The organism is Pseudomonas sp. 2VD, from assembly GCF_005503585.1.
GTDB classification, from domain to species: domain Bacteria; phylum Pseudomonadota; class Gammaproteobacteria; order Pseudomonadales; family Pseudomonadaceae; genus Pseudomonas; species Pseudomonas aeruginosa.
The window spans coordinates 1-4,889 of sequence record NZ_SCND01000413.1; the positions used below are offsets into that span (position 1 = coordinate 1).

Consider the following 4,889-nt stretch of genomic DNA (forward strand, 5'->3'; position numbering starts at 1 on the left):
GCTTCCACAGGCGCACACCCAGCTCCCCCGAGCGATCCAGCGAGGAGCCGAGCACCAGGTCGCCGACCAGGGTCGGTTGCAGGCCGGCGTCGAACAGGGCGAAGCCGGCGGCGAGCACGCAGGTGTCGGCCTGGATGCCGCAGACCAGCACCCGTTCCGCTCGCAGCGCACGCAGATGGTCGACGAGTTCCGCCGTCGGCAGGTAGCCATGCTTGACGAAGACCCGGTCGGCCGCCACCAGGCAGGCATCGTCGAGCGGGGGTCGCCAGCCGAGCTGGCGCTGGAACGGCGTACGCGACTCGTCATGGCGCTCGACGCTGGCCACCGAGGGCATCCGCCCGAGCAGTTGGCCGATGCCTTCCAGCAGCCAGTCCGGCGGGGCGAAACAGGGTTGCACGTCGACGATCAGCAGGGCCTGGCGCATCGGTAGTCGGCTCCGGAAGAACAGGCCAGGCATTCTAGCCCACTCCGCCCCGTCGCTCCGCGCTCCAGCGAAACTGGGCTAGCCTGAGGAAACCTTTCGACGGAGAGCCTTCATGCGCCCGATGTACGCCGTAGCGATCCTTTTCCTCCTGGCTGGCTGTTCCTCGGTTCCCGCCGAGAAGACCCGGGCGATCCCCGCCGAACGCCTGCTCGGCTACCAGCAACCGGTGAGTGGTGGCGGCCGGCTGGAAGTCCACCGCGACTATGGCTACCTGGGCGGCGGCTGCTACGTGGCGTTCCTTATCGACCGCCAGGTCGCCGCGCGCATCGGCGTCGGCGAGGAAGCCAGCTTCCAGGTGCCGGCGGGCGAGCATGTGGTCGGTATCGGCATCGATACCCAGGACGACACTCTCTGCGGCAAGGGCCTGCTGAACCGCGAGCTGAGAACCCGGATCGCCGCGGACGGCAACGCGCGCTTCCGCATCGTCAGCGAGGCCAGCAGCGGGTTCGACATCCGCGCCGAATGATCCGGGGCGACAGGTCGGCCGCGTTCGCCCGGTCGAGGTTCAAAGCGATTCCATCAGGTCCTTGCCGCGCTGCAGCCAGCCCGGCGCCGAGCCGGGGCCCGGCGGTTGCGCCTGCTCCGTGCCCATGTCCTGCAAGGCCTGCTTCGCCTCGGCGAGCCAGGCCGGGGTCGCCGCCGCGGGCGCCTGGGTGAGTTCGGCCTTGGCCACCAGCCCGGCCAGGCTGCCCAGGTCGCGCGCCTTGAGCGCCTCCACGGTCTGCTGAGCCAGCAGCACCTGCTGCAATGCAGGCGATTGCACCGCCGCGACCGCCAGCGGCGGCGGTGGCGGCAACTGGCCGATCTGCTCGACCTTGTCGCCAGGCTCGCGGGTGAAGGCCCGCAGGTTGTCCAGCGCCGCCCCGCCGACCATCGGCAAGGCGATCCCGGTCAGCGGGTCGAAGGCGCTGATCTCCGGCAGGCCGACCTTGCCGCTCAGCAGCGGACGCGCCAGCGATGGCAGGAACAGCCCGAGCAGCATCCGCGGATCGCGACGCTTGACGCTGAGGCCGACGCTGGCCAGCATCACCCCGACGCCTACCACCCGCCCGGCGGTGGCCAGTACCGAGAGCCGCTTGTTTGACTCGTTGTCGAAATGCACCAGGCGATAGCGGAAGTAGTCGGTGAAGGGTTCTCGCGGGCCTATCGCCGAAGTGTTCATGAACCAGGCGCGGGAGTCGTGCACCTGTTCGTCGAATAGCGCCACCAGTTTTTCCTGGCCCGGCGCCACCCGGTCGGGAGCGCTGAACAACTGGTGGTAGCGCGCGCTGCCGTCGCGGTGGATCTGGCTGTATTCCTCGGCTTCGTCTTCCTCGTTGATCAGGAATACGGTGCCGCCGAGCAGCAGGTCGATCACTCCCCCCACCGTCATGCCGTCGTCGAGCACGCCCCAGTCGCCCTTGTAGTCATGGGCGAATTCGGCGGCGGCGCCGAGCAGTTGGCGCTGGTCCAGCGGCGGGTCGAACTGCTTCTCCACACGCAGGTCGCGCAGTTGGTCCTCGCCGCCGATCAGCGCCACGTTGCGATCCCACTCCGCCTGTTCGGCGGCGCTCATCGGCGGGAGCGGCTCGCCCTGCTGGGCGGCCGCGTACTCCCGGCTACGCCGCTTGTGCAGGGCCTCCCAGGCCTTCTGCTGGGCTTCCGGCATGTCCGGCGGGACATTGGCGAAGAACGCCTTGCTGCGCAGCCCGCCGGCATAGCGGTCGATGCGCCAGGCGGTGATCAACGCGGTCTCGCGACGGATCACCTCTTCCAGGGGGCCGGCCTTGGCCTGGGCCTGCCAGGCGTTGAAACGGGTGGCGAGTTCTTCGGAGACGCTGAACTCCGCTTCGGTTTCAGGCGTCATCTCCCGCCAGACTTCATGAAAGTCCGGATGAACGGCTGATTTGGGAACCTGCAAAGGAGCACCGGCACCAAAAGCTTCCGCATACATATGCTGCAGCGCTATCTGGGATAGCAGGAATTCCGAACCTCCCACCGCCTTACCCTGGTTGCCAACGCCATAACCCCCTCCAACATCCGAGTGAACACCAGGGTATGCATATTCCACCGTACCCTGCCGATAGCAGGAAGGCCCCGTACGACGTCCGTTGGCATCCAGGTCGCGACGGCGAATCGAATCCAGCGGAAAACTGGCACGCTGCTCATGGCATGAGATCAAATGCACGCAACGTTTCAGAAAAGAGCAGTCCTCTGGCAGGATGGTCGACAGGCACTGAGCCTGGGCCTCATCGGGCAAACGCATGGTGTCGTCGGCCCAATCCATATGCCCGGCGGCGAACGGCGCGCTATCCGCCAGGCCCACGGCGGCCACGGTGTCGAAAAGGCCGAGGAACTCGATGGAGATCGGTAGGCCGGCGAAGCGGTATTCCACCCGACCGTCGGCACCGCTGGCCCGGGTCAGTTCCTGCAGCCAGTTGGCGAATGTCCGTGCCTCCGCCGCCCCACGGGAGAATCCATAGACATACAAGCGCATGGCCAGGATATGCGGTTTCTGCCCTGAGTCCTGACGCTGGCGAAGCTTTTCTTCCAGTTCCTTGAGTTTTGGCTCCAAGGCAGCTCGGCGTTTTTTCTCGCCGTTCTCCAATAACCCACCGGTTAGAACCTTGGCAACTCCATTAGTTGCCATGTTCTCAATCATTGTTTGAGACTCATCTAGCAGAAGAGGACTTTCTGGGGTAAGCGTTCCTTGCAAAACATCAACCAAGCGGGTTATTCCCCAGTTTACTCTGTTCTCCCCACCAGCCGCCGCAATCAAACCGAGACTCGACGGAGTATATTCCCGAATATCTGGAAATACCGTACCAACCCCAGGGCAGTAATATCGAAAGAAACCCAACCCTTCCTGCACGGAACCTTCTCCGACAGAAGCATGAAATAGCTTTGCCACATTACTTCTAGAAGGCGGCAATGATGCACCATCAGCCCGATCATTATTATTAGTGCCATCATAGCCTATGCTCACATGCAGAGTCTTACAACAAGGTATTCCACTGCTTTCTCCGCCACCCTCCCTATCCCGCTTGATTTTTTCCTCATTATACTTCCGCTCTTCTTCTACCTGCCGACTTATATTCTTAGAGAGAACACTTGGCTCAAGCGGAAGAAGCCTTTCCTTCGGAAATTCAGGAGCAACACTGACAGTCACACGAATATCTTCTCGCAAGACATTTATTTCTTCGGACATTCTGCCACTCTCTCCATAACCATCGGATAGTTATAAGGATATCCAGGGTACCCCGGAGAAGTGGCCGCAGCAGTTATACGAACCTGATTGCAAGGCAAAAAGTGAACTCTTATCGGCCCAGGCCTTTCATACCTAGGTATTTCAACAACCGCCTTGTGATGCGTGTAATTTTTAGCATGTCGTCGATAGTCCTGCATATCCAGACTCCCGTACCGATCTCGCTTTAGTTCAGCCTTAGGATTAGGATCAATTTCCCACTCTACAATCGCCTCCAAACCCGGCACCCAGTACTTTGGAATCACGCCACAACATACTTGCCCACCTCCGCCCTGATGAGGGCCCAGGTTTGGCCCCCCGGCACCATTCACCGTAAATTCGTTAATCGCCGCCGAAGTATGGTTGTAACCCATGACAGGTGCAGACAGCACTTCAGGCCCAGCTTGGCATGCCACCAGCCCAAAGAAGGTGCCGAGAAAAACCACCAGCCCAATGGACTTTTTATTCCCCACACAGATCAAGTTCATCAACTTCTGCATGACATACCCCTCATATCAAAGTAACCTTTATTCGGATATTCAGGATGAAACGACGTATAACAGGCAGCTGAAGTAGCAACCTTATCACATGGAAGAAAGTGTATTTTTAGCGAACAAATCTCCTTACTATCACAAGAAGGTATATCGACAGTTTCCTTATGACGAACATACAAGAGCCCATGCTCTCTCATACGTTTTCTCCAGCCATCTGAAAATATCTTTCCGGCCAGTCTTTATAAGCCCCTGACTCAGGATCTACCTCCCACTCTACGGTTGCCTTCAAGCCCGGCTTCCAAACTCTAGGAACGACACCACAACATACCTGCCCTGCTCCCCCCTGAAATGGACCAAGGTTTAATCCGCCAGCACTATTTACACTGAATCTGTTAATAGCCGCCGAAGTATGGTTGTATCCTCCGATAGGAGTAGACACCATATCAGGGCCTGCCTGGCACGCTTGTAAAAACAAAAAACCTATCAGTAAAGCAATCAGCCAAACAGGTGTCCTTAACCCCTTTGCATTCAAGAGCTTTTGCATGAAGACTCTCTCTTCTGAAAATACTTTCTATCTGGATACTCTGGATGCCCCTGGCTGTAATAGGTTTGTTGAGACCGCGACCTGGTCGCACGGGAGGAAATGCACCTGCAACAGGCATATTTTTTCACTATATCTAGGTATATC

At 59.5% G+C, this 4,889-nt stretch carries 6 protein-coding genes and 1 pseudogene; 1 reads left to right on the forward strand and 6 read right to left on the reverse strand.

From position 1 onward, the window contains the following. The coding region (locus FFS27_RS28475) for a cysteine hydrolase family protein (protein WP_137952369.1) at positions 1–457 on the reverse strand (457 nt) is incomplete at its 3' end. A gap of 79 nt (positions 458–536) precedes the next feature. On the opposite strand from FFS27_RS28475, the gene FFS27_RS28480 reads away from it, so the two are divergent. Further along, a complete protein-coding gene (locus FFS27_RS28480) occupies positions 537–950 on the forward strand; it encodes a hypothetical protein (protein WP_003091632.1) in 414 nt (137 codons plus the stop codon). 39 nt (positions 951–989) lie between these two features. Here FFS27_RS28480 and FFS27_RS28485 read toward each other — a convergent pair whose 3' ends face one another. The 5 genes and pseudogenes from FFS27_RS28485 to FFS27_RS33405 form a co-directional block, all read right to left on the reverse strand. Next, positions 990–3,671: a T6SS phospholipase effector Tle1-like catalytic domain-containing protein gene (locus FFS27_RS28485; RefSeq protein WP_023981141.1), complete on the reverse strand. Its 2,682-nt coding sequence runs from the start codon at positions 3,669–3,671 to the stop codon at positions 990–992. Then, entirely contained in the window at positions 3,656–4,207 is a 552-nt protein-coding gene (locus FFS27_RS28490) for a DUF3304 domain-containing protein (protein WP_071534297.1), read from the reverse strand. The genes FFS27_RS28485 and FFS27_RS28490 overlap by 16 nt, the downstream gene beginning before the upstream one ends. Next, positions 4,195–4,398, reverse strand: a complete 204-nt coding sequence (locus FFS27_RS33860; RefSeq protein WP_071534090.1) for a DUF3304 domain-containing protein — start codon at positions 4,396–4,398, stop codon at positions 4,195–4,197. Before FFS27_RS33860 ends, FFS27_RS28490 begins: the two co-directional genes overlap by 13 nt. Continuing rightward, entirely contained in the window at positions 4,395–4,745 is a 351-nt protein-coding gene (locus FFS27_RS33865) for a DUF3304 domain-containing protein (protein WP_253186020.1), read from the reverse strand. Before FFS27_RS33865 ends, FFS27_RS33860 begins: the two co-directional genes overlap by 4 nt. Then, positions 4,730–4,889, reverse strand: a pseudogene (locus FFS27_RS33405) (DUF3304 domain-containing protein); the annotation flags it as partial. The pseudogene FFS27_RS33405 and the gene FFS27_RS33865, both read right to left, overlap by 16 nt.

Bases quoted from the DNA above. Each gene is read 5' to 3' on its own strand.
- FFS27_RS28485 (WP_023981141.1), bottom strand. From the start codon at position 3,671: ATGTCCGAAGAAATAAATGTCTTGCGAGAAGATATTCGTGTGACTGTC.
- FFS27_RS33865 (WP_253186020.1), bottom strand. From the start codon at position 4,745: ATGCAAAAGCTCTTGAATGCAAAGGGGTTAAGGACACCTGTTTGGCTG.
- FFS27_RS28490 (WP_071534297.1), bottom strand. From the start codon at position 4,207: ATGCAGAAGTTGATGAACTTGATCTGTGTGGGGAATAAAAAGTCCATT.
- FFS27_RS28480 (WP_003091632.1), top strand. From the start codon at position 537: ATGCGCCCGATGTACGCCGTAGCGATCCTTTTCCTCCTGGCTGGCTGT.
- FFS27_RS33860 (WP_071534090.1), bottom strand. From the start codon at position 4,398: ATGAGAGAGCATGGGCTCTTGTATGTTCGTCATAAGGAAACTGTCGAT.